Origin of the sequence: Castellaniella caeni NBRC 101664, assembly GCF_001592225.1 — a bacterium.
Classification (GTDB): domain Bacteria; phylum Pseudomonadota; class Gammaproteobacteria; order Burkholderiales; family Burkholderiaceae_B; genus Castellaniella; species Castellaniella caeni.
On record NZ_BCWN01000003.1, the window covers coordinates 40,990 to 66,101 of the forward strand.

Sequence of the window (25,112 nt, forward strand, 5' to 3'; positions counted from 1 at the left end):
AATCGCCAATAGCCAATAGTCGATAAGCCCGCCGGCGGCGGGCGGCGGTTTCCAGCACGGAACACGCCCGGCCCGCACCCGCAGGCGGCATCAGGCGGTCTTCTGCTCGTCCAGCCCCAGCTGGGCCATCATGCGCTTGCGTATCTCGTACTTTTGAATTTTGCCAGTGACGGTCATGGGCAGCTCGGTGACGAAGCGCACGTAGCGCGGCACCTTGTAGTGTGCGATCTTTCCCTGGCAGAACGCGCGGATGGATTCCGGCGTGACCTCGGCCGACGTGCCTTCTTTCAGGATGACCCAGGCGCAGAGTTCTTCGCCGAACTTTTCATCGGGCACGCCCACGACGGACACGTCCCGCACGGCGGGATGCTTGTAGAGGAATTCTTCGATCTCGCGCGGATAGATGTTCTCGCCGCCGCGAATCACCATGTCTTTCAGGCGGCCCACCACGTTGCCGTAGCCGCGCTCGTCGATCACCACCAGGTCGCCCGTGTGCATCCAGCCCTCGGCGTCGATGGCCTCGGCGGTCTTTTGCTCGTCGCCCCAGTAGCCCAGCATCACCGAGTACCCCTTGGTACACAGTTCGCCCGGCGTGCCGCGCGGCACGACCCGCCCCCCGGCGTCGATGACCTTGCACTGCAGGTGGGGCTGCACCCGGCCGATGGACGACACCCGGCTTTCCAGGTCGTCGTCAGCCGCGGTCTGGAAACTGACCGGGCTGGTTTCCGTCATGCCATAGGCGATGGTGACCCCGGCCATGTGCATCTTGTCGATCACCTGGCGCATGATGTCCACCGGGCAGGGCGAACCCGCCATGCAGCCCGAACGCAGGCTGGACAGATCGAAGCTGGAGAACTGCGGGTGGGTCAGTTCGGCGATGAACATGGTGGGCACGCCGTAGACCGCTGTGCAGCGCTCGGTGGCAATGCACTGCAGCACCGCCAGCGGGTCGAACGCATCGGACGGGTACACCATGGCGGCACCGTGCGTCAGGCACCCCAGGTTGCCCATGACCATGCCGAAGCAGTGGTACAGCGGCACCGGGATGCACAGGCGGTCGCCCGCCCGCAGGCCCACGCATTCGCCCACGAAAAAGCCGTTGTTGAGGATGTTGTGGTGCGAGAGCGTGGCCCCCTTGGGCAGCCCCGTGGTGCCGCTGGTGAACTGGATGTTGATGGGGTCGTGGCAGTCGAGCTGCTGGCCGATGTCCGCCAGTTCATGTTCGTGCGCCGCCGTGGCAAAGGTTTCGATCTCGTCGAACAGGCGCCAGCCCGCCCGCGGCTCGCCACCGATCTTGATGACGTGGCGCAGCGCCGGTGCGGCGGCGGCCTGCAGCGGGCCCACATGGCCGGCCACCTCGGGCAGCAGGGATTCGACGATCTCGACGTAATTGCTGCTCTTGAAACTCTCGGCGGCCACCAGGGCGCTGATCTGCACCTTGTTGAGGGTGTATTCCAGTTCGCTGCTGCGATAGGCCGGATTGATGTTCACCAGAATCATGCCCGCCTTGGCCGTGGCGAACTGGATGAGCGCCCACTCGGCCTTGTTGGGCGACCAGATGCCCACGCGGTCGCCGCGCTTCAGGCCCAGGGCCAGCAGGCCCGCCCCGATTTTGTCGGCCCGGGCATTGAGCTGCGCATAGCTGAGACGCACCCCTTGATGCACGGATACCAGGGCCTCTTGTCCGGGCCAGGTGCGTGCGGCGAATTCGAGTGCCTGACCGATGGTTTCCGTGCGCAGGGCCGGCGTCGTCAGGCCCGTCACCAGGCTGGGCTTGCTCATGCTGTCTCCTTGAATATTCTGGACATCATGATACGACGGCGGCCTGACACGAAGCTTTTGGCCCTGCATCACATTCTGACAAGGCCCCGGCGCCGCGCTAGCGCTTGAACGCCAGCAGCAGCACCCCGCCCGCGATCAGGGCGATGCCCGACCAGTCGCGCACAGAGGGGCGCTCGCCCAGAAAGGCAAAGGCAAAAACGGCCACCAGCACGATGCTGAATTTGTCCACTGGCGCCACTTTGGACGCATCTCCCAGCTTGAGTGCGCGGAAATAACAGACCCAGGAAGCCCCCGTCGCCAGGCCCGAGAGCCCGAGAAACAGCCAGGTTTTGCCGGGGATGGCAGCGGGGCTGGCCCACTTGCCCGTGGCCACCACGAACACCGCCAGCACGCCCAGGATGATGACGGTACGGATCAGTGTGGCCAGATCGGCATCGACGTCCTGCACCCCGATCTTGGCAAAAATGGCGGTGAGCGCGGCAAAGACGGCCGAGAGCAGCGCCCAGTGAAACCAGCTGGCAGAGTGCGTCATGACGATATTCCGGTGGATGGAAGCCTCATCATAATGGGTGTAGAGTCTCAACTGCTTACAGAAAAAACGTCGGCCGCCACAACGGACCGGCACAAAGGAGACTGACACATGAGCATGCGACGCACGACCATCAAGGCGACACTCGCCACCCTGGCGCTCGGGTTCCTGGGCACCTTCACCGCCAGCGCTTGCGCCGGCACACTGGCCGATGTCCAGCAGCGCGGCTACGTCCGCTGCGGGGTCAGCACCGGCCTGCCCGGCTTCGCCGCACCCGACGACAAGGGCAAATGGACGGGCCTGGACGTCGATTTCTGCCGCGCGGTCGCCGCCGCCGTCCTGGGCGACGCCAGCAAAGTGCAGTTCTCGCCGCTGCCCGATAAAGAACGCTTCACGGCGCTGCAAACCGGCGCCATCGACCTGCTCTCGCACAACGCCACCTGGACGCTCACGCGCGATGCCGAACTGGGCGTCAACTTCATCGGCGTCATGTTCTACGACGGCCAGGGCTTCATGGTGAAGAAGTCGCTGGGGGTCAACCACATCAAAGACCTCTCGGGCGCCACCGTCTGCACCATCACGGGCACCACCACTGAACTCAACCTGGCCGACTACTTCCGCTCGCACAAGCTCAAGTACACGCCGCTGGTGGTCGATAACACGGCCGCCTCGATCACCGCCTTCAAGGACGGGCGCTGCGACACCCTCACGTCCGACTCTTCCCAACTGGCCGCCTTGCGCGTCAAGCTGCCCGACCCCGCCGATGCCATCGTGCTGCCCGAGCTGATCTCCAAAGAACCGCTCAGCCCAGCGGTGGCCGACGGCGACAAGCAATGGGAAGACCTGGTGCGCTGGACGTACTTCGCCATCATCCGCGGCGAAGAACTGGGGGTGACCTCCAAGAACGTCGATGAAATGGCCAAGTCCGACAACCCGCTCATCCAGCGCCTGCTGGGCACTTCCGACCACATGGGCAAGAAACTGGGCCTCACCGACCAGTTCGCCTACAACGCCATCAAGCAGGTGGGCAACTACGGCGAGATGTTCGACCGCACCGTGGGCGAACACGGCGCGCTGGGGCTCAAGCGCGGGGTCAACGCCCTGTGGACAGAAGGCGGCCTGATGTACGCCATGCCGCTGCGCTAAGGCCCCGCCCGTGGCAGACCGTCCTCACACGCCCGCGCATCGCTGGCGCAACGACCCCCACGTCCGCGCGCTGGTGTTTCAGGCCATTGCCCTGGCCCTGGTCGTCTGGCTGGGCTACAGCCTGTTCGACAACACCCTGGCCAATATGCAAGAGCGCGGCATCCGCACGGGGTTCGGCTTTCTCGGCGACCCCGCCGGGTTCGGCATCCTGTTCTCGCTCATCCCGTACTCCGAGGGGATGAGCTATTTCCGGGTGTTTCTGGTCGGTCTGCTCAACACCATCCTGGTGTCGGCCATCGGGGTGGTGCTGGCCACCGTGCTGGGCTTTGTCATCGGCATCGCCCGGCTGTCGGGCAACTGGCTGGTCTCGCGGCTGGCGCTGGCCTACATCGAAGTCTTTCGCAACATCCCGCTGCTGCTGCAAATCTTCTTCTGGTATTTCGCCGTCATCCGCAGCCTGCCCGGCACGCGCAACAGCATCAGCCTGTTTGGCCTGGTGGCCATCAACAACCGCGGGGTCTATCTGCCCGAACCGCTGCCCGAGTCGGGTTTCGGCTGGGTCGTCCTCGCCTTTTTCGTGGGCATCGCGCTGGGCCTGGGCTGGGCCCGCCAGGCGCGGCGCCACCATGACCGCACCGGGCACCAGCGGCCCGTCTTCTGGGTCAACGTGGCGCTGGTGCTCGGCCTGCCCGTCCTCGTCTTCGTGGCGCTGGGCGCGCCACTGCACTGGAGCATCCCCAGCCTGCAGGGCTTCAATTACCGGGGCGGCATCAACTTCATCCCCGAGCTGGGCGCGCTGCTGTTCGCGCTCACGATGTTCACCGCCGCCTTCATCGCCGAGATCGTGCGCTCGGGCATCGAGTCCGTCAACAAGGGCCAGCGCGAAGCCGCGGCGGCCCTGGGGCTCAGGCCCGGACGCTCGCTGCGCCTGGTCATCATTCCGCAGGCGCTGCGCGTCATCATCCCGCAGCTCACCACACAGTACCTCGACCTCTTCAAGAACTCGTCGCTGGCCACGGCCATCGGCTACCCCGACCTGGTGGCCGTCTTCATGGGCACCACGCTCAACCAGACGGGGCGGGCCGTCGAAATCGTGGCCATGACCATGGGGGTCTACCTGCTCATCAGCCTGCTCATTTCGCTGGGCATGAACCTGTACAACCAACGGGTTGCCCTGCGCGGAGGCCGCTCATGACCACGCCCGCCGATCTTCCGGCCACCGAACCCGAACTGCGCCCGCCCGCCGCCCAGGCCGGGGTATTCGGCTGGCTGCGCAAGAACCTGTTCTCCACCTGGTACAACAGCCTGCTGACGCTGGCGCTCGCCTACGCGCTGGTGCGCCTGCTCGTGCCGTTTCTCGACTGGGCGGTCTTCGATGCGCACTTTCTGGGCAGCTCCGAAGCCGACTGCAGCCGCACGGCGGCGTGCTGGGTGTTCGTCGGCCAGCGGCTCGATTTCTTCATCTACGGCTTCTACCCAGAGACCGAAACATGGCGCGCCAACATCGTCTTCGCCATGATTGCCCTGTGCTTCGTGCCGCAGATGGTGCCGCGCCTGCCGGGGCGCAGGCCACTGTTGATCCTCGGCTTCACGGTGCTGCCCGTGGCGGGCTTCATCCTCATCCACGGCGGGCTCTTTGGCCTGGCCAGCGTCGCCACCAACAAGTGGGGCGGCCTGATGCTCACGTTGGTGCTGGCCTATGCCGGCATGGTGGCATCGCTGCCCATCGGCATCTTGCTGGCGCTGGGTCGGCGCTCGCACATGCCGGCCATCCGCGGCCTGTCGGTTGCTTTCATCGAACTCTGGCGCGGCGTGCCGCTCATCACCGTGCTCTTCATGGCCTCGGTGATGATCCCGCTGTTTCTGCCGCACGGGGTCTCTTTCGACAAGCTGCTGCGTGTCTTCATCGGCATCAGCTGCTTCTGGGGGGCCTACATGGCCGAAATCGTGCGCGGCGGGCTGCAGGCCATTCCGTCGGGGCAATACGAGGCCGCCGACGCCCTGGGGCTGGGCTACTGGAAGAAGATGATGCTCATCATCCTGCCCCAGGCCCTCAAGACCGTCATCCCGGGCATCGTCAATACGCTCATCGCGCTGTTCAAGGACACCACCCTGGTGCTCATCATCGGCCTGTTCGACATCCTGGGCACCATCCAGGCCACCATCACCGACCCGGCCTGGGGCGACGTCACCACCGAAGCCTATCTGTTCGTCGCCGCCCTGTTCTTCATCTTCACATTCGGCCTGTCCCTGTACAGCCGCAACCTCGAGCGCAAGCTGCGCGCCGGGGCCGGTGATGACTAGGCCCCAGCCTGAGAGCCCCTCGCCCATGTCCAGCACCAGCACCCCGGAAACCGTCATCCGCATCGAAAACGTCCACAAGTGGTACGGCCAGTTCCACGTGCTCAAAGACGTCAACCTGACGGTGCAGCGCGGCGAGCGCATCGTCATTTGTGGGCCGTCTGGCTCGGGCAAATCCACCTTCATCCGCTGCATCAACCGGCTCGAAGAGCATCAGCAAGGGCACATCACCGTCGATGGGGTCGAGCTCACGGCGGACGTCAAGGACATCGAACTCATCCGCAGCCGCGTGGGCATGGTGTTCCAGCAGTTCAATCTGTTTCCCCACCTGACGGTGATGCAGAACTGCTGCCTGGCCCCCATGTGGGTCAACAAGACACCGCGGCGCGAGGCCGAGGCCACCGCCATGGAATACCTGAACCGCGTGCGCATCCCCGACCAGGCCAACAAATACCCCACCCAGCTGTCGGGCGGCCAGCAGCAGCGCGTGGCCATCGCCCGCGCCCTGTGCATGAAACCCGACATCATGCTGTTCGACGAACCCACGTCGGCGCTCGACCCCGAAATGATCAAAGAAGTGCTCGACGTCATGGTCGAGCTTGCCCGCTCGGGCATGACGATGCTGTGCGTGACGCACGAGATGGGCTTTGCCAAGACCATCGCCGACCGCGTGATCTTCATGGACGGGGGCCAGATCATCGAAGAAGCGCCCCCCGCCGAATTCTTCTCACAGCCCAAGAGCGCGCGCACCCGGCTGTTTCTAGAGCAGATTCTGGATCACTGAAGGCTTACTGGGCCGCCAGTGCCCCGGCAACCGTCGGCGGCTGCACGCCAGCGGCTGCCTCAGCGGCCAGCTGGCTGCTGACGATGCGCCGCAGCCGCACGGCATCACCGAAGCGCGCCCCGTTCATGCCCTGGGCATCGAGCAGCACCACCGCCAGCGGGCGCCCCGCCAGCGCCACCATCATCACCAGGCAGTTGCCCGCCTCGCGCGTGGTGCCGGTCTTGGACGCCAGGATATCCCAGTTGGCGCGCCCCACCAGCATGTTGGTATTGCGAAACACCTGGCCCACCGTCTCGTAGGCGGTGTCGGTGGTGTAGGCCTGGATCAGCGGCTGCCGGGCGGCTGCGGCCAGCAGCTTTGCCAGATCCCTGGCCGAGGACACGTTCTCGTTGGACAAGCCAACGGGTTCGACGAAACGGGAGTCGTCCATGCCCAGGGCGTGCGCCCGGGCATTCATGGCATCCACGAAGGCGCCCATGCCACCGGGATAGGTGCGCCCCAGGGCATGGGCGGCGCTGTTCTCGGACGACGTGAGCGCCACGTGCAGCAGATCGGCCCGGCTGAGCCGCGTTCCGATCGCCAGCCGCGAGGGCAGCTCGCTGGGCACCTGGACATCACTGGCCTCGATGCGCAGCGTCTCGTCCATGGGCAGCCCGGCTTCGACCACCACCAGCGCCGTCATGAGCTTGGTGATGGAGGCAATGGGCCGCACGTCATCCGCACCCCGGGCAAATAAAATTTCACCGGAACGAACATCCTGCACCAGCGCCGAGCTCGACCGCAGCTTGCGCACGTCTCGAGCCGGGCTGCCCGTCACCAGCGGCGCATTGACGGCGGCATCGGGGTCGAGCGGGTCGGGTATGGCCCCCCAGCGCTTGACGGCAATGCGCTTGCCGTAGCCATGCTGGCAGACAGGCAGCGCGGGCTGGGCATTGCACGGATGAAAATTGGCTATCTGCGCCTGCGCCCAGGCAGGCCAGAACAAGGCCAGCACGGCGCCAACCGCCGCCCCGCACACCGCTGCGCGTAATTGATGCAATACCATGACAGCCCCTGATGTCCCGGCGCGCGCGCCGTGATAAAACCCCAGCCGCGCGAAACATTGTCAGACATCTTACTATCGAGCACAGCGTCGCAACATCGGTAACTACGCGCCCCCCCCCGCACGACCTTACCCACTTTCCTGAGCATGGATCGCCTCGATGAAAACCATCTATCTCGCCGGATTTGACGTCTTTCGCCCGGACGCCAGCGCCCACGGACAGCACCTGAAGGCGCTATGTCGGCAGCACGGCTTCGAAGGCCTGTATCCGCTGGACAACCAGGCCCCGACCGAGCTGAACGGGGCGGCCCTGGCGCACTGGATCTACCAGGCGAACATCGGCCTGCTGAATCGCGCCGACTGCGTCATGGCCAATCTCAACCCGTTTCGCGGCGCCGAGCCGGATTCAGGCACGGCCTTTGAAGTGGGCTACGCCATCGCGCGCGGACTGCCCGTGTGGGCCTATACGCAGGAAGCGCGCCCGCTCATCGCGCAGATCCCCACCCGCCGCGCGGACACGGGGCGCATCGATGCCCAAGGCTATACGGTGGAAGACTTTGGCCTGAACTTGAACCTGATGATCGCCTGCAGCACGCAGGTGGTGATCGGCGACGCGCAGGCGTGTTTGCTGCGGATGGAAGCAGCCGGGCTTCGCGGCATGCGCTGACGGACGAAGGGCGCGCTTCTGTACGGACACCGACCCGCCGGCAGCCCGCCTCGGCGGCGCGATGCCGGGCGGCCAGGCGCTCAGTCGCCTTCCGTCACCATGATGATCCGGGACACCAGCTCCGCCGTATTCTTGGCCGCGAGCTTGCGCATGATCCGTCCCCGGTGGACTTCCACGGTGCGGTGCGAGATTCCCAGCTGCGTGGCGGTTTCCTTGCAGGTCAGGCCATTGGCGATGAAGCCGGCAATCTCCTGCTCTCTGGAGGTCAACGACGCGGTCTTGATCGGACGATACTGAATCCGCTCGAAATTCCAGATCATCAACGCGAACGGGTTCTGCGGCGTCAACGTGATGCCGCGGGCCCGCGCCCAGAAAATTTCTCCGTTGCGATGCTGCATGAAGCGTTCGTCTTCATACGCGGTCTTATCCCGCATCGCATTCAGGCAGCGCTGGCCAATCTCGAAATAATCCGACTGGCAAGGGTAGAGCTTGAGCACCAATTCATTGGTCAGGTCTTCGATCTCGTACTCGACCACCAAGGCCGCCATGAACCACCTGACGCGCACGACCGCCGCCCAGTACGCGCCGGACGGTGTCCCCATCAACGCCGTGGTGCCCGGCCTGATGAAGACCCCCATGGTGGAGGCCGCTGCCAGCCTGGCGCAGGAATATGGACACGGCGACATCGAGGCGATGTGGCGCACGCGCGACGCACAGGTGCCCATGGGCCACATGGGCGATGCCCGGGATGTCGCCTACGCCGCATTGTTCCTGGCGTCGGACGCCTTCTCACGGCGACCACTTGCGCTGTATCATAACGGCGCAAGTTACATCCTGTTGAAAAAAATGCCACTGGTAGCCATGATCCCAAAAGGATCCATCCGAGGCATGGGACGGATAGCCGCGCCTTCTGGTGTGGGGTTGGGTTGGGTCGGGTTGCAGAGACGAACATGGAGCGCTGATTGAACCTAAACGATGTCCCTGAGGATGAGGCTCGCGCCCTTCTTGCAGCGCGCTATACCTGTGAGGACTACGGCGAATGGACGACTACGAAGGCATCGCCAGAAGCCTACAGAGTTTCTTGTGGGCTGCTTGATGGGGACGGCGCGAGAACGAATCTTTATGTGGAAATGTTCGTGAAGGTCTCCCAGAAGACCAAGATCACGCATTACAAGTTTTCCGTTATGCGTCGCAGGCCCCTCGACGGTCGCGTTTACCAGCTCGAAATCAAGGTGTTGCCCCGGATCCTGAAAGACCAGCATCAGATGCCGCACGAGCACATTGGGCGACACCGCGAACCCGGAGACGCAACGTGGGCGGCCTGGGGTTTCAATGAGGTCTTGGCGCGATTCGTCCAACAGACTAATATAGAATTTCGTCCCGACCTTGGAAGCCCTCTCGACTTCCGGCTGAGGCCATCATGACGTGCCAACACCTACCAGAGCTTCTAGGCTACGCTTGCCACTCTCTCAACGAGAATGGCAGCCTGGCCCTCATCGAAACAGCTTTCACCTTCAATGATGGTGAGGGCCTGCCCGTGTTTATCGAACGGTCCGGCCAGCAAATTCGGTTCTTCGACGACAACGAGACCGTCTTTCATTTTTTGGGCAGAGGGCTCGGAGACGACGAGGGGAAAATGAACACTCGGTTCATCAGAAATGCGATTGAGCCTTTCGGCCTTACGTTGAATGAGCAAAACGTAATCGAAATCTGGGCGAACGAGGGTGACTCCAAAGCCGCGTTCGCCAAGTACATCAGCGGCCTTCTCGCTGTCGCGCAGCGGGAACGGGAAAGCGAAGGCACGAGCCCGGACATCAGTCTATTTGTCGAAGACGTCGCCATGCACCTCATTGCTTGGAAAGGTCGGGACCGGGTGACAACGGCCCCGCATTTCACAGGCATGTCGAAGACGGAGTACGCGCTTGACTTCATGATCGAAGGCGAAGCGGTCATCGCCATCAATCCTCACCCAATCTCGGTCGGTAGCGCTCTTAAGAAGATGGTCGACATCGCCGGTGCGCAGCCGAACATCAAATTCAGGGTCATCATCGAAGATCGGAATGATCCCAAAGCAGCAGAGACTGAGGGCATCATTCTCACGAGCATGGCGACTGTGATGCCCATGACGCGATTGATCAAGGTATCGCACGCTACCGAGACAGTGAACTAGTCCATCAGCAGGCGTCCAACCCGCGCCTTCACCCTCTGAAGAGGCCTCCGCACGCTGTATCTCGAGGTCGGGACGTTTTCGGAATGGCGCTTGGGCATTCTGACGCACGATAGCCGCAGCCGCTTCAATCAGCCGAACCTACCAAGCCGCTGACGCTCCTCCCTCTCCCTGGAGCCATCTTCATCAAGGGCCAAAAGATCCATGAGACGCAAAATATCCTGACCGCCCGGGGTATTTGGCCTACCAGATACTCAAACGGATACTCAAAAGCAATAGCTTCAACTGGACGAGCATCGGACGCTACTGGGCCCACTGAATGCAAAAAGCCCGCAAGACTGAGCGCCTATGCGGGTTTCGCTTTTTGATGCAGGAATGCATCGGACTACTTTGGACTTCTTCGTCAGAAGAAGTGGTGCCCAGGAGAGGACTCGAACCTCCACACCTTGCGGCACATGGACCTGAACCATGCGCGTCTACCAATTCCGCCACCTGGGCACTGCATAACGTGTATGCTATTGTCTTCGCCAAACCGCTGCTTGTTTGTTGCTGCGTTTCAGCGAAGACAGAACTATACAATACATTTTTTTGGGATGCAAACAGCCTTTGAAAAAGCGAACCAACAACGACAATAACCACGACGCTTACTCCGTGCCGACAACTACTCTACCCCCCGATTTCGACCCCCAGGTTCCCAGCCGCGAGCAGATGCTCGATACCCTGCGACACGCGGGCAAAGCGCTCTCGCTCGAAGCGCTGGCCGACGCCACCCAGGCCACCATCCCCTTGTCCACCGGCTTCATCCGCCGGGTCAAGGCCATGGAGCGTGACGGCCAGGTGCGCTTCAACGCCCAGGGCAGGTTGCAAATCTGCAACACCACCTTCATTGCCGGCGTCGTGCAGGGCCACCGCGACGGCTACGGTTTCTTGATTCCCGACGACGGCAGCCCCGACCTGTTCCTCTCACCCCACGAAATGGCCAAGGTGCTGCATGGCGACCGCGTGCGCGTGCGGCCCAGCGGCGAATACCGCGGGCGCCCCGAAGCCGCCATCGTCGAGGTCATCGAGCGGCGCACCGTCAAGCTGGTGGGCCGGTTCCTGAAAGAGCACGGCGCCTTCGTGGTAGCCCCCGAAGACCAGCGCATCAAGCACGACATCCTGATCCCCGCGCAGGACGCGGGCGGCGCCGAACCGGGCCAGGTGGTCACCGTACAGATCGTGCGCCAGCCCGCCAGCCACGTGCAGCCCATGGGCCGCGTCATCGAGGTGCTGGGCGAGATCGACGATCCCGGCATGGAAATCGAGATCGCCGTGCGCAAGTTCGACGTGCCGGTCGATTTTTCCAAGGCCACGCTGCGCCAGCTGGAAGCCATCCCTGATCACGTGCGCGAGGGCGAATACGCCGGGCGCATCGACTTGCGCGACGTGCCTTTCATCACCATCGATGGTGAAGACGCCCGCGACTTCGACGACGCCGTGTTCTGCACCGCCACCGACCTCGGCACCCCCAAGCGCGCGCGCCCCGGCTGGCGCCTGCTGGTGGCCATCGCCGACGTCAGCCACTACGTCACGCCAGGTTCGGCCCTGGACGACGACGCCATCGAGCGCGGCACCAGCGTGTACTTTCCGCGCCGCGTCATTCCCATGCTGCCCGAAGCCCTGTCCAACGGCATCTGCTCGCTCAACCCCGAGGTCGACCGGCTGGTGATGGTGTGCGACATGATGATCCCGGCGGGCGGCACCAAGGCGGGCACCGTCGTGGCCTACCAGTTCTACGAAGCCGTTATCCACTCGCACGCCCGCACGACCTACACCGACATCTGGGCGGCGCTGCAACAGCCCACCGGGCCCGCCGCGCAAAACCTGGGCGCGCTCTATCCCCACGTACAGACTGCCTACGAGCTTTTCCAGGCCTTCGAACAGGCGCGGCGCAAACGGGGCGCCATCGATTTCGACACGGTCGAAACCCGCATCGTCTGCAACCCGCTGGGACGCATCGAGCGCATCGAGCCCTACACGCGCAACGACGCGCACAAGCTCATCGAAGAATGCATGCTGGCCGCCAACACCTGCGCGGCCGAGTTCATCGTGCGCAACAAGCGCCAGGCGCTGTTCCGCGTGCACGACGGCCCCACACCGCAAAAGCTGCAGGCTCTGCGCGAGGCGCTGCGCCACCTGGGGCTCACGCTCGGCGGCGGCGACGACCCGCAAACCAGCGACTACGCCAAGCTCATCCAGGAAAGCCGGGGGCGGCCCGATTTCGACAGCATCCAGACCATGTGCCTGCGCTCGATGCAGCAGGCCATCTACAGCCCCGAACAGACCGGCCACTTCGGCCTGTCCTACGAACACTACGCGCACTTCACCTCGCCCATCCGCCGCTATCCCGACCTGCTGGTGCACCGCGTCATCCGCAGCATCCTGCACAAGAAGCGCTACCAGCCGCCCGTGCTGCCGGGCCAGGCCACTGATCCCGGCCTGCCCGCCAAAATCCACGAACAAGACGCCTGGGACGCGCTGGGCGCCCTGCTGTCGGCGCGCGAACGGCGCGCCGACGACGCCTCGCGCGACGTCGAGGCCTGGCTGAAATGCTGGTTCGTGCGTGAACACGTGGGCGAAGTGTTCAGCGGGCACATCACCGGGGTCACCAGCTTCGGGGTTTTCGTCACGCTCGATACGCTCTACGTCGAAGGCCTGGTGCACATCTCCGAGCTGGGCAGCGACTACTTCCAGTACAACGACGCGCTCAACGAACTGCGCGGCGAGCGCACCGGCCTGCGCTACCAGTTGGGCGATGCCCTGCAGGTGCAGGTCTCGCGTGTCGATCTCGAAGCGCGGCGCATCGATTTCCGCCCGGTACGCGGCGAAGACTTCAAATCGCTGCAAGCCGAGATCCAGGGCGAGCCGCACGACGCCGGCGCCCGCCCCCGCAAGAAGGCGGCCGGCACCAAACCCGCCGCCCTGCGAGGCACCACGTCGCGCCAGCGGCGGGCGCAAGCCAAGCGGGACAGCCGCCAGGAAACCCCACACAAGAAACGCTCTTGACAGGCCTGCCTGGTCAATGCGCGCACTGACCAGGCAGAGCACGCGCCCCACAGTTACTTTTCAGCAGAACCACATGTCATCCCAACAAATCCTGGCGGGCTTTCACGCCGTGCAAGCCCGCCTGCGCCACGCGCCCGATTCGATTCGCGACGCCTACCTCGACACCACACGCCAGGACGCCCGCATGCAACGCTGCATCCAGCAGCTGGAAGCGGCCCAGGTACGCTGGCACGCCGCCGACGCCGCACGGCTGGATGGCCTGGCACGCGGCGTACGCCACCAGGGCATCGTGGCCCTGGCCAGCGCCCGGCCCCTGGCCATCACGGTGGACGAGGTGCTCGACACCCTCGAAGACCGGCAAGAGCCCGCCCTGCTGCTGGTGCTTGACGGCGTGACCGACCCGCACAACCTGGGCGCCTGCCTGCGCACGGCGGACGCCGCGGGCGTGCACGCCGTCATCGCTCCCAAGGATCGCGCCGTCGGCCTGAACACCACCGTGCAACGCGTGGCCTGCGGCGCCGCCGACACCGTCCCCTATCTGATGGTCACCAACCTCGCCCGCACCCTGCGTGCCCTGCGCGAACGCGACGTGTGGCTGGTGGGCACCGACGACCAGGCCAGCCACGGCCTGCACCAGGTGGATGCCCGGCGCCCCATGGCCTGGGTGATGGGCGCCGAAGGCGAAGGCATGCGCCGCCTCACCCGCGAGACCTGCGACGAACTGGTATCCATCCCCATGCGGGGATCGGTGGAAAGTCTCAATGTCAGCGTCGCCAGCGCCGTGTGCCTGTACGAAACCGTGCGGCAACGCCTGGTGCCCGCCTCATAGACCAGGCACCTCGCTGATGCGACAGCCGCTACGCATGCCACGGGCGGGTCACAGGCATCCCGGCAGACATCCGCATGTCCGACAGAATCCATCGGCATATAAAAAAACCACATAAGCAAAACAAGGTGCGACTGCCATCGCACCGACACGAAAGCGCATAATGGCTGGTTCGGGCGGCACGACCTCCCGCACTCGGCTCGCCCGGGCGCGGGCCTGCAGGCTGCCTCGCTCACTTTTTCTTTCTCGTTCATCGCGCCACTCATGTCCGACTCAGGCTTCACCACTCAGACCGTCCACTTCGGCCACCGCAACGACGCCCAGCACGGCGCCGTCCACGCGGCCGTCCACCCCTCCACCGAATTCACCTACCACGACGCGCACCAGCTGGCGGCGGTCTTCCAGAACCGCCAGAAGGGCTATACCTATGCGCGCACGGGCACGCCCACCACGGCGGCGCTCGAAGCCCAGGTGACGGCCATGGAACAAGGCAACGGCACCGTGGCCTTCGCCACCGGCATGGCGGCCCTGAACGCAGTGTTCTTCGCCCTGCTGCGCCAGGGCGACCACCTGATCGCCAGCAAATACATCTTCGGCAACACCAACAGCCTGCTGATGACGCTGGAAAACTTCGGCGTGGAACTCAGCCTGGTCGATGCCACCGACGCCGCCCAGGTGCAGGCGGCCCTGCGTCCCAACACGCGCATGGTGTTCGTCGAGACCATCGCCAATCCGGGCACGCAGGTGGCCGATCTGCAAACCATCGGCGCCCTGTGCCAGGCGCACAAGCTGGTGTACGTGGTGGACAGCACCCTGTCCTCGCCCTATCTGCGCCGCGGGCGCGACTTCGGCGCCTCGCTGGTGGTCAATTCGCTCTCCAAGCACATCGGCGGGCACGGCAATGCCCTGGGTGGCGCCGTCACGCAGACCGGGCTGTACGACTGGGCCGATTTCCCGCACATCTACCCGCAATACCAGAAAGACGACTCGCACACCTGGGGCCTGCTGCAGATCAAGAAAAAGGGGCTGCGCGACATGGGCGGCACCCTGTCGTCCGACGTGGCGCACCGCATCGCCGCCGGGGCGGAAACCCTGGGCCTGCGCATGAACCGCCTGTGCGGCAACGCCCTGGCGCTGGCGCAAGCGCTCGAACGGCACCCGCTCGTCGAACGCGTGCAGTACCCCGGGCTCGTCAGTCACCCCCAGCACCAGCGCGCCACCGAACTCTTCCAGGGTCTCTATGGCGGGCTGCTGGGTGTGGTACTGAAAGAACACGTGGACGTCTTCGCAGTGCTCAATCGCCTGCGGGTCGCAGCCCTGGCCACCCACCTGGGCGACAACCGCACCCTGGTGCTGCCCGCCGCCCATACCATCTACTATGAAATGGGCGCCGAGCGCCGGGCACTGATGGGCATTCCAGACGGTTTTCTGCGGATTTCGGTCGGAATCGAAGAAGAAACCGATCTGATCAACGATTTTACGGCCGCGCTTGCCTGACATCCACACCGCCCCCGCCGCGCCGACACCCGCCCATGTCCGCGCGGCGGCAACCGCCGGGGCGCGCCGGGCGCGCGCGCCAGGCGACCATCTCATACTGTTTAGACAAACATCAGTAAATACGCGGGTCTTCAGCGTTTTCTCTTGACACTGCGCGGCATTCCCAGGCCTAATACGCCTTAGCCATCGACTTGGGCGCGGGCAGCATCTGCCAGTCGGTCGGCCAACCGGACACATCCATCAAATATGCCGCCGGGCCCCCAGCGGCTGACAATAAACATCAAGGGTTTCTTCAAATGAACAAAACCGAGCTGATCGAGCATATTTCCTCCAAAACCGATCTGTCCAAGGCGGACGTGGGCCGTGCCCTCGAAGCCTTCATCGGCGCGGTGAAGACCACCCTCAAAAAGAAGGGTTCCGTCACCTTGGTAGGCTTTGGCACCTTCGCCGTCTCCGAACGCGCCGCCCGCACGGGCCGCAATCCGCGCACCGGTGAAGAGATCAAGATCAAGAAGGCGCGCGTGCCCAAGTTCCGTCCGGGCAAGGCACTCAAAGACGCCGTCAACTGATCGCCGCCGCCCGGCACCAGCGCGGCACCGCCCACGCGGGCCAGGCAGGGCGACGGGCGCACGCCGCAAAGGCCGCTTTCCAGGCGGCCTTTCGCGTTTCTGTCACAACGCACTTCGACGCACGCCTCCCGGCAACACCCGCCCCGCCGCCACGCGGCCCGATCACGCCCCCCGGCACCAGCGGCCGGATCGCATTTGCCCACAGCCAGGATGCCCCTATATAATCCTCGCCTGTTTGCCTGATTCAGCAGTGCAACGTCCGGGTGCTTAGCTCAGTTGGTAGAGCGGCGCCTTTACACGGCGTAGGTCGGGGGTTCGAGCCCCTCAGCACCCACCAAATTTTTACCCGGAACATCAAGCACTTAGGCTAATTGCCCTAGGTGCTTTTTGTTGTGTGGAGCCCAGAAATCGCTGAAAGCACGGTTTTTGGGACAAATTTGGGACAGTTAGCTTGTCCCAAAACGCACTGATGGGAACCGTTGCTGCCCATCCCGACGCAGACCAGCGCTGGATCACGATTGCCCGCGCCGAACTGCAGCAGGGCTTCGGCGCATCGACGGTCAACAAGTGCTTCAAAAATACCATCGCCACCTCCCCCTACATGCGTTGTTCGCTGCCAAAGAACGCCGACCTTTCCAAGTGGGACTGGGAATGCGGTGCGATCAGCCAAGAAAAAGCTGACGGCATGTTCGTCAACATCAACAACGAGGCGGGCGGTGCCTCTTTGACTTCTCGCCAAAGCACGCCTATCCCGCTGGACGCCATCACTGATCTGGCATACCTGCTTGTGCCCATGGTTCGCGCACTCGCTGTGAAGAGGCCCCAAGGATTCGGACGGAGGCGTAAGCTCTGATCATTGAGGACAAGATAATGAGTCAGAAACGCAAACAGTACAGCGCCGAGTTCAAGGCGAAGGTGGCCATGCAGGCGCTGCGTGAAGAGCTGACAGTGGTGCAGCTCGCCCAGAAGTATGGCATCCACCCGACGATGATCAGCTACTGGAAGAAACAACTTGCCGAGCACGCCGCCGAGATCTTCGCGCACGGCACACGGCACGACGACTCGGCGCAGACCATCGCTGAGCTCTACCGTCAGATTGGACAGCTGAAGGTGGAGAACGATTTTTTGGCCAGCAGGCCCGGCATCATTCCCTTTGCGAGAGGCGCAACCACCTGAACCGGCAGGGCCATGCCGTCAACCGCAAGCGCGTGCAGCGCCTCATTCGACTGGGCGACGCGCAAAGTGCTGTCGTGGCGTGTCTCGAACACCATGGATACGTCGTTTTGCGTAGAGGCTCTCGAGGGGGCGCTACAGCGCTATGGCACGCCGAAAATCTTCAACACGGATCAGGGCTCGCAGTTCACCAGTGACGAGCTCATGGGCGTTCTCAAAGACCACGGGGTGAGAATCAGCATGGATGGGCGGCGGCGCTGCTATGACAACATCTTCGTGGAGCGGCTCTGGCACTCGGTAAAATACGAATGCGTCTACCTGAACGCCTTCGAGGATGGACGGGAATTGCGCCGCGCACTCTTGACCTATTTCGACTGGTACAACAAGGAGCGCCCGCACAAAGCGCTGGACAGAAAAAGCCCAGATGATGTGTATTTTCCCGGTGGGCAGAATCTGTTGGCAGCCTGAGCTAGAAACCACGGATCAGAGCTTACGAACCCTTTCAGGTTGCCTGATGAAAGGGGGCCGCTTCATAGGCCGGGGGTTCGAGCCCCTCAGCACCCACCATCCCGGATGGCCGATTTACAATCCCCTGCATGAATCGCCCCGCCCATCCCCCCAACTCGCTGCGCTGCGGCCTCGACACGCTTGACCAGTTCGACGATGTCATCGACGTGCGTACGCCCGCCGAATACGCCGACGATCACATGCCTGGCGCCATCAACGCACCCGTGCTCAGCAACGAAGAGCGCGTGCTCATCGGCACCATGTATGCGCAAGAATCGCCCTTCAAGGCCACGCGCCTGGGGGCGGCCCTGGTGGCGCGCCACATCGCTGAACACCTCGAAACCCTGTTTGCCGACAAGCCGCAAGGCTGGCGGCCGCTGATCTACTGCTGGCGCGGGGGCAAGCGCTCGGGCGCCATGACCACCTGGTTCAATCTCATCGGCTGGCGGGCGCGGCAGCTGGAAGGCGGCTACAAGACCTGGCGCCGCCACGTCATGGACGCGCTGGAAGTCACACCGACGCAACGGCGCTACGTCGTGCTGACGGGGCCCACGGGCTCGGGCAAGACGCGGCTGCTGCAGGCCCTGGGTGCCGCCGGCGCGCAGATACTCGATCTCGAAGGCCTGGCCTGCCACCGGGGCTCGCTGCTGGGCGGTCTGCCCGACCGCCCTCAGCCCAGCCAGCGCGGCTTTGAATCCGCGCTGCTGCACGCGCTCGAAGCGCTGGCCCCCGAGCAGCCCGTCTTCGTCGAGGCGGAAAGCCGCCGCATCGGCCAGCTCAGCCTGCCCGACAGCCTGCTGCGCGCCATGCACGCCAGCCCCTGCGTCCGGGTGCAAGTCGCCATGCCGCAGCGCATCGAGTTCCTGCTGCAAGACTACGCCCACCTGTTCGCTCAGCCCGAGCACTTCAAGCAACTGCTCGAACGCCTGATCAGCCTGCACAGCCGCAAGACCATCGAAGACTGGCACGCGCTCATCGATAGCGACCGCCGGGCCGACTTGTTCCAGGCGCTGGTCGAAACGCACTACGACCCGGCCTACCGGCGCAGCAGCCACAGCCATTACACTGGCCTGGCGCAAGCCCCGACCTTCAGCTATGACCCCACCGTGGCCGACGGCCACAGTCAGGCGGTCGAGCTGCTGCACCAGTGCGGCGCCTGGCCCGCCGACGCCGCGCAGCCCTGAGCGCCGCAGCGGCATCATTTTCAGATACACCTGCGGCACGCAGCCGCTAGCGCAATTTACTTGGAGTGTTCTTCTCATGACAGAAACCACCATTCCCCGCCTGACCTCCCTGTCCCATGGTGGCGGCTGCGGCTGCAAGATCGCCCCCGACGTGCTGGCAGGGCTGATGCGCAACGCGCTGCCCACAGGCCCCTTCCCCGATCTGCTGGTGGGCACCCAGTCGTCGGACGACGCCGCCGTCTATCGCCTGAATGACGAGCAGGCGCTCATCGCGACCACCGATTTCTTCATGCCCATCGTGGACGACCCGCGCGACTTCGGCCGCATCGCCGCCACCAATGCGCTCTCCGACATCTATGCCATGGGCGGGCGGCCCATCATGGCCTTGGCCCTGGTCGGCATGCCGCTCAAGTCGCTGCCGCCTGAGACCATCAACGCCATTTTGGCGGGCGGGGCCTCCGTCTGCCAGGAAGCCGGCATCCCCATCGCCGGGGGCCATTCCATCGACTCGGTCGAGCCCATCTACGGCCTGGCCGTGATGGGCCTGGCGCACCCGGATCACATCAAGCGCAACGACCAGGCCCAGGCGGGCGACGTGCTCATCCTCAGCAAGCCGCTGGGCGTGGGCGTGCTGTCGGCGGCGCTGAAGAAAAACCAGCTGGACGAGGCCGGCTACCAGGCCATGATCGCCAGCACGACGCGCCTGAACACCCCCGGCACGCAGCTGGCGCGGCTCGATCAGGTACACGCGCTCACCGACGTCACAGGCTTCAGCCTGCTGGGCCATACGCTTGAAATGTGCCGGGGCTCGCAGCTGCGCGCCGAGCTCGACTACGCCGCCCTGCCCTGGCTCGAGCCCGCCCCCGCCCTGGTGCGCGCCGGCTTCCAGACGGGTGCCTCGGGGCGCAACTGGAACGCCTGCCGGGCTGAGGTATCGCTTGCCGCCCACCTGCCCACCGAGGCGCAGGCGCTGCTCACCGACCCGCAAACGTCGGGCGGGCTGCTGGTGGCCTGCGCCCCCGAGGCCGCGGGTGAAGTGATGGCCCTGCTGCAGGCCGACGGCTGCACACAGGCCGCGCGCATCGGTCGCCTGGTGGCCGGCACGCCGCACATCCAGGTATCCTGATTCCTCTTTCCGCCCGGATACCGTCATGACAGAACCGCTCATCATCGGCCGCAACGCCCAGGGCCAGGCCACCCTGCTGCCGCACATGGCCAACCGCCACGGCTGCATCACCGGGGCCACCGGCACTGGCAAGACGATCACGCTGCAGGTGCTGGCCGAGGCCTTCTCGCGCATCGGCACCCCTGTGTTCATGGCCGACGTCAAGGGCGACCTCTCCGGCATCGCGCAAGCCGGGGTCGCCACCGACAAGCTCAAGCAGCGCCTGCAGACCCTGGGCCTGCCCGAGCCCGTCTGGGGCGGCTGCCCCACCACGCTCTGGGACATTTTCGGCGAGCAGGGCCACCCCGTGCGCGCCACGGTGTCCGATCTGGGCCCCTTGCTGCTGGCACGCATGCTCGATCTCAACGACACGCAGGAAGGGGTGCTCACCCTCACCTTCCGCGTGGCCGACGACGAAGGCCTGCTGGTACTCGACTTCAAAGACCTGCGCACCATGCTGCAATACGTGGCCGACCACGCCGCCGAACTGCGCACACGCTACGGCCAGGTGTCCACGGCCTCCATCGGCGCCATTCAGCGCAGCCTGCTGCGCCTCGAAGCCGAGGGCGCCGAGCATTTTTTCGGCGAACCCATGCTCGATGTCTTCGACTGGATGCGCAGCGATGCGCAGGGGCGCGGCATGGTCAACATCCTGGCCGCCGACCGTCTGATGCAATCGCCCCGGCTGTACGCCGTCTTCCTGTTGTGGATGCTGGCCGACCTGTACGAGCGCCTGCCCGAGGTGGGCGACCTCGACAAGCCCAAGCTGGTGTTCTTCTTCGACGAGGCGCACCTGCTCTTCAAGGACGCCCCCAAGGCCCTGCTCGAAAAGATCGAACAAGTGGTGCGCCTGATCCGCTCGAAGGGCGTGGGGGTCTATTTCGTCACGCAGAACCCGGGCGACATCCCCGACACCGTGCTGGGACAGCTGGGCCACCGGGTGCAGCATGCCTTGCGCGCCTTCACCCCGCGCGACCAGAAAGCCGTCAAGACCGCGGCCCAGACCATGCGACCCCGCTCGGGGCTGGACATCGAGGCCGCCATCACCGAGCTGGCCGTGGGCGAGGCGCTGGTGTCGCTGCTCGATGCCAAAGGCCAGCCCACCCCCACCGAGCGCGTCTGGATGGCCGCGCCGGGCAGCCGCATCGGCCCGGCCACCGCCGCCGAACGCGCCCAACTGCGCTCGTCATCCAGCCTGGCGGGCAAGTACGAACAAGCGATCGATCGCGAATCGGCCTACGAAATCCTGCAGCAACGGGCACAGGGCGGTGCGGCCCAGCCGCGCGCCGGGGCTGCGGCCCAGCCGCAACCGGCAGCCGGGGCGCAAGCGCCCGCCGCGGGCCTGGGCGGTGCGCTCAACGACTTCCTGTTCGGCTCCACGGGGCCGCGCGGCGGCCACCGGGATGGCGTGGTGCAAAGCGTGGCCAAGAGCATGATGCGCAATGCCGCCAACCAATTGGTGCGCGGCCTGCTGGGTTCGCTGGTGGGGCGCCGCTGAGGCGCCGGGCCGGACAAGAACGGACGGCTTACGTGTCCAGCGACACCAGTGGCATGAGCGGCAACGCGCAGGCTTACACGCAGGCAATCTACCGCATCGACGGCCCGCCCCCCGTCTTGCTGCGCATCGGCCAGGTCTCGGCCGCGCTGGCGCAGCTGCACCAGCATCACGGCTGCGCCAGCAGCGTGTTCATCACTGCCTGCAACCCGCGCAGCCGACGCCTGCGCCCGGCGGCCAACCAGCGGCGGCTGCGCGCCCTGCGGCGGGCGCTGGACGTGCTGGGCCGCGCCTATCTGCCCGCCTGCGGCCTCGATCCACAGCACCTGTGGCCCGACGAACCCAGCCTGTGGGTGCCCGGCCTGCCCCTGCGCCAGGGCCTGCAGCTGGCCCGGCGATTCGGGCAGAACGCCATCGTCTGGTGCCGCGACCCGCAGCCCGCGCGCCTGGTCTGGACGTACCCGCCAAAGGCCCGGACACGCGCCGAAGGCCGGGGCACGACCAGCGCAACGCCCTGGGGAAACCCCCAATGCACTCGTCCCTCGGGACGCCTATACTGAAGTTGCTACCAGATGGTAGCTCTTCTTCGCCCGAACGGCGTTGACTTATGCACCGCCTCAGCGCGGTGTGACTGCCCCAGTGGCAGTAGGGCCCCACCAGAAGGTGGGGCCTTTGCATGCAAGGGCTCTGCCTTCGCGAAGCCAACCTTCGCAAGCCCAGCCCATACCCTCTATGCCTGCGTCGAACCCTCCTGCAAACAATCGGGCGCTGCCATCACGCGGTTTCGCCCGGCCGCCTTGGCACGGTACAAGGCCTCGTCGGCCGCCTTCAGGGTCAGTGCAGAATCGCCCTCGCACCAGGGGGCCACGCCGATGGACACCGTCACCACATCGTCCGGCAGCAGCGCGGTCTGCTCGACCACCGCGCGCACCCGCTCGGCCACCAGCACCCCGGCGGCCAGCCTGGTGCCAGGCAACAGCGCCAGAAACTCTTCGCCTCCCATGCGAAACAGGGCGTCGGCCTCGCGCGCCTGGCTGCGCATCAGCTGGGCCACCTGCTGGATCACGCGATCCCCGGCATCATGTCCGTACTGATCGTTGATGCGCTTGAAAAAATCGATGTCCAGCACCATGACCGAAAAGGGCCGCCCGGCCACCTTGCAGGCCAGCAGCGCCGCGTTCAGGCCGCGACGATTGCCCAGACCGGACAAGGCATCCACGTAGGCCTCGTCGCGCAGTTGCCCCATCCGCGCTTCTACCATGTCCAGCGCGGCCAGCAGCGCCCGCTTGAGCTGTTGTGCCTCGAAATACCAGCCGCGCACCGAGCGGACGCGCCGCGCCAGGCCCTGCTCGTAACCGTGCTGCACCAGCAGGGCCAGCTCGCGCAGCGGACGTGCAATCCAGTAAGACAGCATCCACAACAGGATCATCAGCAGGGCGGCAGGCGCCAGCGTGAGCCACAGCACATGGCGCATCAACCCACTGAGCCGCGACAGGGTCGCCGCCGTGGGACGCTGCACGACGATCCCCCACTTGGACAAAGGCGCATAGGCATAGCCCGCCAGCATGTCGATCCCCTGGCTGTTGACGAGGCGTTGCTGGCCTGCCCGCCCCTGCAAGACCTCGTCGATCACCGTGTTGCCCTTCACGGGATGCCCGATGCGCTCGGTCTCCGGGTGATAGAGCATGAGACGGTTGGCATCGACGACATAGACGTATGTGTCGTTGCGAAAGAATTGCTGGCTGATCAGGCGCGACAGACCGCCGTCCGCCTTCAGGTAGAACGTGCCCGCGACATAGCCCAGATAGCGGCCATCGGGTGTCTGCAGGGGATGTGTGAGCTGCACGGCCAGGTTACCCAGCAAAGACACGAAAGGCCGACTGATGGTCGCGATACGGTAGCGATCGGCGACGTCCGGCCCGGGCTGGCTGGCCCGGCGTCCTTCCAGCTGTAGCGTCTTTGGCACCACGAACGAGATGATGCCGTCGCTATCCGTGATGCTGACGGCATTGAAGCTGACCCCCTGCTCGCGCAGGCGGTGCAACTCGGTCTGTACCACGCGGGCATCCATGTCGGAGCGCCCCATGCGCCCGGCGGCATAGGCCAGGTCTTGCTGCGCCTGGCGCAAGATGTCCGAAATGGTGGCCGCCAGCTTTTGCGCAAATGCTTCGTTGGTGTCGAGCGTATCGGAGATCAGCTGTTCGCGTTGTGCCTGATAGACCCCCAGGGCCCCGGCCACCAGCAGGGCCAACGTGCTGCACACCGACAACATCAAGATCAGCTGTCGTAAATTGATTCTGGACGGTCGCCAAACCCGCATCCCCTACCCTCTGAACAGTATGCCGACCCCTCAAAGACCTGAGCGCCGATACCGGGCAGACTACACCAAGCACAAAGGCGGACTCAATCAGACCGACTACGGACTTACCCCACGCAACACGCCGACAGCACCACGAACACGCCGCGCGGCTTACTGCCGCGTGGCCGCCCGCGCCTGCTGCCAGTCGAGCAGCGCGCGCGTGGCATGCGCCATGATGCGCTCGTAGCGCGCTTGCGCCAGCGTGTCGCGCAAGGCCTGCAGCAAGGCCTGGGTGCCCGTGCGGGCGAGCGTCGGCAGTTCGGGATGGCCGAGCAGGCCGATCTGGACATGCGCCAGGGTGTCGGCCACCAAACGCCAGCCCAGCGTGGGCATGCGGGCGTCGAGCGACACGAGCAGGCTGCCCAGGGTTTGCAGCACGGGCTGCGCGGCAGCCAGGTCGGCCCCCGCCGACATGGCGTGCCAAAGCGCCATGTGAATGGCGCGCCGCAGCTCGATCTTGAAATCGATCGCGGCGGCCTCGTCGACCTCGATCTGTTCGAAGTGCCGCTGGAAGCGCGCCTCGGCGGCGGTATCCAGTACGGTGCGCAAATCGCCGATGAGCATTGTCAGGGGTGGAATGGCGGCAATCTCGAACGCCTGGCTGAACGCCACGCCCCACTGATCCAGCCCGGTGAGCAGCAGCCCCAGTCGCAGCGCCTGCGCGTCGGGCGTCGCGCCCGCGCGGCACCAGTCGTGACACTGCTGCCGCGCCTCGGCCAGCGGCTGGATGCCTCCGGCAGGGTCGGCAGCCAGGCGAAAGACGCGGGCAAATACGCCTTGCGCCCGATGTGCCGCCTCGATCTGCACCTGTCGTGAGGCAAGGTCGGCCAGCGGATCAACAAAAGCGGGGGAGATTTCTTGAGTCATCGGAATT

General features: G+C 65.0%; 24 protein-coding genes, 2 tRNA genes and 1 pseudogene. 20 read left to right on the forward strand and 7 right to left on the reverse strand.

Features of this window, described 5'->3' with window-relative positions; genetic code table 11:
• Nucleotides 1–90 precede the first annotated feature (90 nt).
• Both CCA01S_RS02475 and CCA01S_RS02480 read right to left on the reverse strand, forming a co-directional pair.
• The gene (locus tag CCA01S_RS02475; RefSeq protein WP_066453591.1) at nt 91–1,782 is read right to left on the reverse strand and encodes an AMP-binding protein; all 1,692 of its coding nucleotides are present in this window, start codon (nt 1,780–1,782) and stop codon (nt 91–93) included.
• Between the two features lie 97 nt (nt 1,783–1,879).
• Nucleotides 1,880–2,314, reverse strand: a complete 435-nt coding sequence (locus tag CCA01S_RS02480; RefSeq protein ID WP_066453594.1) for an EamA family transporter — start codon at nt 2,312–2,314, stop codon at nt 1,880–1,882.
• A gap of 114 nt (nt 2,315–2,428) precedes the next feature.
• On the opposite strand from CCA01S_RS02480, the gene CCA01S_RS02485 reads away from it, so the two are divergent.
• Genes CCA01S_RS02485 through CCA01S_RS02500 form a run of 4 tightly spaced genes read left to right on the forward strand, consistent with a single transcriptional unit; the run spans nt 2,429 to nt 6,542 of the window.
• Nucleotides 2,429–3,457: an amino acid ABC transporter substrate-binding protein gene (locus CCA01S_RS02485; RefSeq protein ID WP_066454056.1), complete on the forward strand. Its 1,029-nt coding sequence runs from the start codon at nt 2,429–2,431 to the stop codon at nt 3,455–3,457.
• Nucleotides 3,458–3,467: 10 nt separating this feature from the next.
• Nucleotides 3,468–4,652: an amino acid ABC transporter permease gene (locus CCA01S_RS02490; protein ID WP_066453596.1), complete on the forward strand. Its 1,185-nt coding sequence runs from the start codon at nt 3,468–3,470 to the stop codon at nt 4,650–4,652.
• Nucleotides 4,649–5,761: an amino acid ABC transporter permease gene (locus tag CCA01S_RS02495; protein ID WP_066453598.1), complete on the forward strand. Its 1,113-nt coding sequence runs from the start codon at nt 4,649–4,651 to the stop codon at nt 5,759–5,761. Before CCA01S_RS02490 ends, CCA01S_RS02495 begins: the two co-directional genes overlap by 4 nt.
• 25 nt (nt 5,762–5,786) lie before the next feature.
• Entirely contained in the window at nt 5,787–6,542 is a 756-nt protein-coding gene (locus CCA01S_RS02500) for an amino acid ABC transporter ATP-binding protein (protein WP_157076509.1), read from the forward strand.
• A gap of 4 nt (nt 6,543–6,546) precedes the next feature.
• On the opposite strand, the gene CCA01S_RS02505 is transcribed toward CCA01S_RS02500, so the two are convergent.
• Nucleotides 6,547–7,587: a serine hydrolase gene (locus tag CCA01S_RS02505; protein ID WP_084386379.1), complete on the reverse strand. Its 1,041-nt coding sequence runs from the start codon at nt 7,585–7,587 to the stop codon at nt 6,547–6,549.
• A 157-nt stretch (nt 7,588–7,744) separates the two neighbouring features.
• Here CCA01S_RS02505 and CCA01S_RS02510 point away from each other — a divergent pair, with 157 nt between their 5' ends.
• Nucleotides 7,745–8,251: a nucleoside 2-deoxyribosyltransferase gene (locus CCA01S_RS02510; RefSeq protein WP_066453607.1), complete on the forward strand. Its 507-nt coding sequence runs from the start codon at nt 7,745–7,747 to the stop codon at nt 8,249–8,251.
• An 80-nt stretch (nt 8,252–8,331) separates the two neighbouring features.
• Here CCA01S_RS02510 and CCA01S_RS02515 read toward each other — a convergent pair whose 3' ends face one another.
• Complete coding sequence (locus CCA01S_RS02515) at nt 8,332–8,799, reverse strand: response regulator transcription factor (protein ID WP_232304958.1); 468 nt, start codon at nt 8,797–8,799, stop codon at nt 8,332–8,334.
• Here CCA01S_RS02515 and CCA01S_RS02520 point away from each other — a divergent pair.
• Genes CCA01S_RS02520 through CCA01S_RS02530 form a run of 3 tightly spaced genes read left to right on the forward strand, consistent with a single transcriptional unit; the run spans nt 8,798 to nt 10,421 of the window.
• Complete coding sequence (locus CCA01S_RS02520; protein WP_084386383.1) at nt 8,798–9,217, forward strand: SDR family oxidoreductase; 420 nt, start codon at nt 8,798–8,800, stop codon at nt 9,215–9,217. The two genes, CCA01S_RS02515 and CCA01S_RS02520, sit on opposite strands and share 2 nt — an antisense overlap.
• Entirely contained in the window at nt 9,214–9,675 is a 462-nt protein-coding gene (locus CCA01S_RS15575) for a hypothetical protein (protein ID WP_146030624.1), read from the forward strand. The genes CCA01S_RS02520 and CCA01S_RS15575 overlap by 4 nt, the downstream gene beginning before the upstream one ends.
• Entirely contained in the window at nt 9,672–10,421 is a 750-nt protein-coding gene (locus CCA01S_RS02530; RefSeq protein ID WP_043681641.1) for a DUF1828 domain-containing protein, read from the forward strand. Before CCA01S_RS15575 ends, CCA01S_RS02530 begins: the two co-directional genes overlap by 4 nt.
• 410 nt (nt 10,422–10,831) lie before the next feature.
• On the opposite strand, the gene CCA01S_RS02535 is transcribed toward CCA01S_RS02530, so the two are convergent.
• Nucleotides 10,832–10,916, reverse strand: a tRNA-Leu gene (locus CCA01S_RS02535).
• 108 nt (nt 10,917–11,024) lie between these two features.
• Between CCA01S_RS02535 and rnr the strand changes: the two genes are divergently transcribed.
• The 12 genes and pseudogenes from rnr to CCA01S_RS02595 all read left to right on the forward strand — a co-directional run bounded on the left by rnr (nt 11,025) and on the right by CCA01S_RS02595 (nt 22,439).
• Nucleotides 11,025–13,463 carry a ribonuclease R gene (gene rnr, locus CCA01S_RS02540; protein ID WP_066453621.1) on the forward strand — a complete coding sequence of 813 codons (2,439 nt, stop codon included), beginning with the start codon at nt 11,025–11,027 and terminating at the stop codon, nt 13,461–13,463.
• Between the two features lie 73 nt (nt 13,464–13,536).
• A complete protein-coding gene (gene rlmB, locus CCA01S_RS02545; RefSeq protein ID WP_066453623.1) occupies nt 13,537–14,292 on the forward strand; it encodes a 23S rRNA (guanosine(2251)-2'-O)-methyltransferase RlmB in 756 nt (251 codons plus the stop codon).
• A gap of 261 nt (nt 14,293–14,553) precedes the next feature.
• Nucleotides 14,554–15,786, forward strand: a complete 1,233-nt coding sequence (locus CCA01S_RS02550) for a cystathionine gamma-synthase family protein (RefSeq protein ID WP_066453625.1) — start codon at nt 14,554–14,556, stop codon at nt 15,784–15,786.
• Nucleotides 15,787–16,082: 296 nt separating this feature from the next.
• Nucleotides 16,083–16,355 carry an HU family DNA-binding protein gene (locus CCA01S_RS02555; RefSeq protein ID WP_066453627.1) on the forward strand — a complete coding sequence of 91 codons (273 nt, stop codon included), beginning with the start codon at nt 16,083–16,085 and terminating at the stop codon, nt 16,353–16,355.
• 261 nt (nt 16,356–16,616) lie between these two features.
• A tRNA-Val gene (locus CCA01S_RS02560) sits at nt 16,617–16,692 on the forward strand.
• Between the two features lie 114 nt (nt 16,693–16,806).
• The gene (locus CCA01S_RS02565; protein ID WP_103035637.1) at nt 16,807–17,208 is read left to right on the forward strand and encodes a hypothetical protein; all 402 of its coding nucleotides are present in this window, start codon (nt 16,807–16,809) and stop codon (nt 17,206–17,208) included.
• Nucleotides 17,209–17,225: 17 nt separating this feature from the next.
• Nucleotides 17,226–17,531, forward strand: a complete 306-nt coding sequence (locus tag CCA01S_RS16270) for a transposase (RefSeq protein WP_066453633.1) — start codon at nt 17,226–17,228, stop codon at nt 17,529–17,531.
• Between the two features lie 39 nt (nt 17,532–17,570).
• Nucleotides 17,571–17,996 (forward strand): annotated as a pseudogene (locus CCA01S_RS16275) (transposase); the annotation flags it as partial.
• Nucleotides 17,997–18,124: 128 nt separating this feature from the next.
• On the forward strand, nt 18,125–19,219 hold the full coding sequence (mnmH, locus tag CCA01S_RS02580) for a tRNA 2-selenouridine(34) synthase MnmH (protein ID WP_066453638.1): 1,095 nt from the start codon (nt 18,125–18,127) through the stop codon (nt 19,217–19,219).
• 76 nt (nt 19,220–19,295) lie between these two features.
• Nucleotides 19,296–20,345, forward strand: a complete 1,050-nt coding sequence (selD, locus tag CCA01S_RS02585) for a selenide, water dikinase SelD (RefSeq protein WP_066453640.1) — start codon at nt 19,296–19,298, stop codon at nt 20,343–20,345.
• A 25-nt stretch (nt 20,346–20,370) separates the two neighbouring features.
• On the forward strand, nt 20,371–21,882 hold the full coding sequence (locus tag CCA01S_RS02590) for a helicase HerA-like C-terminal domain-containing protein (RefSeq protein WP_066453642.1): 1,512 nt from the start codon (nt 20,371–20,373) through the stop codon (nt 21,880–21,882).
• A 32-nt stretch (nt 21,883–21,914) separates the two neighbouring features.
• Complete coding sequence (locus CCA01S_RS02595) at nt 21,915–22,439, forward strand: DUF3293 domain-containing protein (RefSeq protein ID WP_146030673.1); 525 nt, start codon at nt 21,915–21,917, stop codon at nt 22,437–22,439.
• Between the two features lie 170 nt (nt 22,440–22,609).
• Here the strand turns inward: CCA01S_RS02595 and CCA01S_RS02600 are convergent, their stop codons facing one another.
• Nucleotides 22,610–24,151, reverse strand: a complete 1,542-nt coding sequence (locus tag CCA01S_RS02600; protein WP_066453645.1) for a sensor domain-containing diguanylate cyclase — start codon at nt 24,149–24,151, stop codon at nt 22,610–22,612.
• 198 nt (nt 24,152–24,349) lie between these two features.
• Nucleotides 24,350–25,105: a hypothetical protein gene (locus tag CCA01S_RS02605; protein WP_066453648.1), complete on the reverse strand. Its 756-nt coding sequence runs from the start codon at nt 25,103–25,105 to the stop codon at nt 24,350–24,352.
• Nucleotides 25,106–25,112: the final 7 nt, after the last annotated feature.

Excerpts from the sequence above, each read along its gene's own strand:
- selD (WP_066453640.1), top strand. The coding sequence starts at position 19,296 with ATGACAGAAACCACCATTCCCCGCCTGACCTCCCTGTCCCATGGTGGC.
- CCA01S_RS02485 (WP_066454056.1), top strand. The coding sequence starts at position 2,429 with ATGCGACGCACGACCATCAAGGCGACACTCGCCACCCTGGCGCTCGGG.
- CCA01S_RS02500 (WP_157076509.1), top strand. The coding sequence starts at position 5,787 with ATGTCCAGCACCAGCACCCCGGAAACCGTCATCCGCATCGAAAACGTC.
- CCA01S_RS02505 (WP_084386379.1), bottom strand. The coding sequence starts at position 7,587 with ATGGTATTGCATCAATTACGCGCAGCGGTGTGCGGGGCGGCGGTTGGC.
- CCA01S_RS02515 (WP_232304958.1), bottom strand. The coding sequence starts at position 8,799 with ATGGCGGCCTTGGTGGTCGAGTACGAGATCGAAGACCTGACCAATGAA.
- CCA01S_RS02605 (WP_066453648.1), bottom strand. The coding sequence starts at position 25,105 with ATGACTCAAGAAATCTCCCCCGCTTTTGTTGATCCGCTGGCCGACCTT.
- rlmB (WP_066453623.1), top strand. The coding sequence starts at position 13,537 with ATGTCATCCCAACAAATCCTGGCGGGCTTTCACGCCGTGCAAGCCCGC.
- CCA01S_RS02555 (WP_066453627.1), top strand. The coding sequence starts at position 16,083 with ATGAACAAAACCGAGCTGATCGAGCATATTTCCTCCAAAACCGATCTG.
- CCA01S_RS02600 (WP_066453645.1), bottom strand. The coding sequence starts at position 24,151 with ATGTTGTCGGTGTGCAGCACGTTGGCCCTGCTGGTGGCCGGGGCCCTG.
- CCA01S_RS16270 (WP_066453633.1), top strand. The coding sequence starts at position 17,226 with ATGAGTCAGAAACGCAAACAGTACAGCGCCGAGTTCAAGGCGAAGGTG.
- CCA01S_RS02520 (WP_084386383.1), top strand. The coding sequence starts at position 8,798 with ATGAACCACCTGACGCGCACGACCGCCGCCCAGTACGCGCCGGACGGT.
- CCA01S_RS02510 (WP_066453607.1), top strand. The coding sequence starts at position 7,745 with ATGAAAACCATCTATCTCGCCGGATTTGACGTCTTTCGCCCGGACGCC.
- CCA01S_RS02495 (WP_066453598.1), top strand. The coding sequence starts at position 4,649 with ATGACCACGCCCGCCGATCTTCCGGCCACCGAACCCGAACTGCGCCCG.
- mnmH (WP_066453638.1), top strand. The coding sequence starts at position 18,125 with ATGAATCGCCCCGCCCATCCCCCCAACTCGCTGCGCTGCGGCCTCGAC.
- CCA01S_RS02530 (WP_043681641.1), top strand. The coding sequence starts at position 9,672 with ATGACGTGCCAACACCTACCAGAGCTTCTAGGCTACGCTTGCCACTCT.
- CCA01S_RS02590 (WP_066453642.1), top strand. The coding sequence starts at position 20,371 with ATGACAGAACCGCTCATCATCGGCCGCAACGCCCAGGGCCAGGCCACC.
- CCA01S_RS02550 (WP_066453625.1), top strand. The coding sequence starts at position 14,554 with ATGTCCGACTCAGGCTTCACCACTCAGACCGTCCACTTCGGCCACCGC.
- CCA01S_RS02480 (WP_066453594.1), bottom strand. The coding sequence starts at position 2,314 with ATGACGCACTCTGCCAGCTGGTTTCACTGGGCGCTGCTCTCGGCCGTC.
- CCA01S_RS02475 (WP_066453591.1), bottom strand. The coding sequence starts at position 1,782 with ATGAGCAAGCCCAGCCTGGTGACGGGCCTGACGACGCCGGCCCTGCGC.